We start from the raw sequence: 2,028 nt of genomic DNA, 5'->3' as shown, positions 1-2,028 counted from the left end.
TTCGGGCACAATGGCATTCTGGCATTCGCCGACTGTGGCGTGGTGATCGATCCGTCGGCGGTTGATCTGGCCGAAATCGCCATCGCGACCGCGACGACTACGCGCAACGTCATCGGCGCCGAGCCAGTGGTCGCGCTGCTGTCGTTCTCCACCAAAGGAAGCGCGCAGCACAAGTGGGTGGATAAAGTGGTGGAGGCATTGCGGATCGTGCGCGAACGCGCGCCCGATCTTCGGATCGACGGTGAATTGCAAGCCGATGCGGCGCTGGTGGAAGCGGTGGGCAGGTCGAAAGCGCCCGGATCAACGGTCGCGGGGCGGGCCAACACGCTGGTCTTTCCCGATATCAATTCGGCCAATATCGGCGTGAAGCTAGTGGAGCGGCTGGCGGGCGCTGTCGCGCTGGGACCATTCCTGCAAGGGTTGGCGAAGCCGGCTAACGATCTTTCACGGGGCTGCTCGGCGGACGATATTTACGGATCGGCCATCGTGACCGCGCTTCAATCCGCGAATGCTCCCGTTTAAGCTGGTCTATCATCCGGGCTACGATTTGAACCTGGGCGAGCATGTTTTTCCAGCGCGGAAATATCGCCTGATTCACGATCACCTACTGGATGAAGGCTTCGCCCGGCCAATGGACTTCATTCAGCCGCAGCCCGCTTCTGACGAATATATTCTGCGGGTACACGAGGCCGGTTGGGTAAAACGCCTGAAGAGCGGCACGCTGTCGCCTCAGGAACTCCTGCGCATGGAGATCCCTTACTCGAAGCAGATGGTGGAGGCTTTTTGGCTGGCGACAGGTGGCACGATCTTAGCGGCCCGCAACGCGCTCGGCGATCGCATCGGCGTCAACATCGGCGGAGGATTCCATCACGCATTTCCGGGACATGGTGAAGGATTCTGCGCGATTCACGACGTAGCGGTGGCAATTCGTGCGCTGCAGCACGAGAGTTTGATCGAGCGAGCCTTGGTTGTAGACTGCGATGTGCATCATGGCAACGGAACGGCTGCGATTTTTGCCGGAGACCGCTCGGTGTTGACGCTATCGATGCATCAATTCCACAACTATCCAAGCGAAAAGCCGCCTTCGGTGATCGATATTCATTTGCGGGATGGCGTTTCCGATGACGAGTATCTGGACCGTCTGCGGGGCGCGCTGAAAGTGGCCATGAGTTTCGCACCCCACATGATCTTTTATCTGGCGGGCGCCGATCCATATTACAAGGACCAACTGGGTGGTTTGTCGCTCACCATGGAAGGGTTGAAGCAGCGCGATAGGGTCGTGTTTGAAACAGGACTTGAGGCCGGCGTGCCCCTAGCTGTGACACTTGCCGGGGGTTACGCGCGCAACACGGATGATACTGTGGCGATCCATTGCAACTCGGTCAAGGCGGCGCGGGAGGCGCTAGGCTGATGATCACGCTCCGCGCCGTCGATGAATATTTTGAGCAGATGTTCGACCTCGCCCGCCGTGTTCACGCCGCGCTAACCGAAGCTGATGTCGATTACAGGATCGTTGGGGGAGTAGCCGTTTTTCAACACATCAACGAGCTCGATCCGCTGGCCGCCCGGCTAACTCCGGATGTCGACGTCGCGATTGATCGCAAGGACCTCGAAACCGTCGCGGCGATTGCCGGTAAGCACGGCTTTCGCTATGCTGATGGCGGATGGACTGCCGAGCAGCCGCGAAGCGCGGTCCATTTCCTGTTCATCGGCGAAAAGGCCCGGCCGCATCACTTGGAGCCCGTTCCCGGTTTCACGAAACCAACCGTGACCAAGGAGGGCATCCTGCTCGCCCCGGTGGCCGACCTCGTTCGCATGAAGCTCACCAGCTTTCGGTCAAGGGACAAAGCCCACATTATCGACCTGGACTCAGTCGGCCTGATCACTCCGGAAATCGAGCAGGCCTTGCCCGAAGCGCTCCGTGCCCGCCTTGAACAAGTCAGAAAAGAAGAACGTCAGTCCACCGGCGCCGAATAAGCCGAAGCCGGAGCAGCGTCGATGAGAGCGTCCTCAAACGTGTAGTCCTGC

General features: G+C 59.5%; 3 protein-coding genes. All 3 read left to right on the top strand.

Annotation, left to right across the window (positions count from 1 at the left end; all coding sequences use genetic code 11):
- The first annotated feature begins 15 nt into the window (after window positions 1-15).
- The 3 genes from VNX23_RS20275 to VNX23_RS20265 are packed head-to-tail and all read left to right on the top strand — an operon-like array spanning window position 16 to window position 1,977.
- On the top strand, window positions 16-522 hold the full coding sequence (locus VNX23_RS20275; RefSeq protein ID WP_325632899.1) for a phosphate acyltransferase: 507 nt from the start codon (window positions 16-18) through the stop codon (window positions 520-522).
- Window positions 509-1,411, top strand: a complete 903-nt coding sequence (locus tag VNX23_RS20270; protein ID WP_325632898.1) for a histone deacetylase — start codon at window positions 509-511, stop codon at window positions 1,409-1,411. Before VNX23_RS20275 ends, VNX23_RS20270 begins: the two co-directional genes overlap by 14 nt.
- On the top strand, window positions 1,411-1,977 hold the full coding sequence (locus tag VNX23_RS20265) for a hypothetical protein (RefSeq protein ID WP_325632897.1): 567 nt from the start codon (window positions 1,411-1,413) through the stop codon (window positions 1,975-1,977). Before VNX23_RS20270 ends, VNX23_RS20265 begins: the two co-directional genes overlap by 1 nt.
- The last annotated feature ends 51 nt before the right edge of the window (window positions 1,978-2,028 follow it).

Source organism: Bradyrhizobium sp. (genome assembly GCF_035570375.1).
Classification (GTDB): Bacteria; Pseudomonadota; Alphaproteobacteria; order Rhizobiales; family Xanthobacteraceae; genus Bradyrhizobium.
This window is presented reverse-complemented; position numbering and strand designations above follow the sequence as displayed.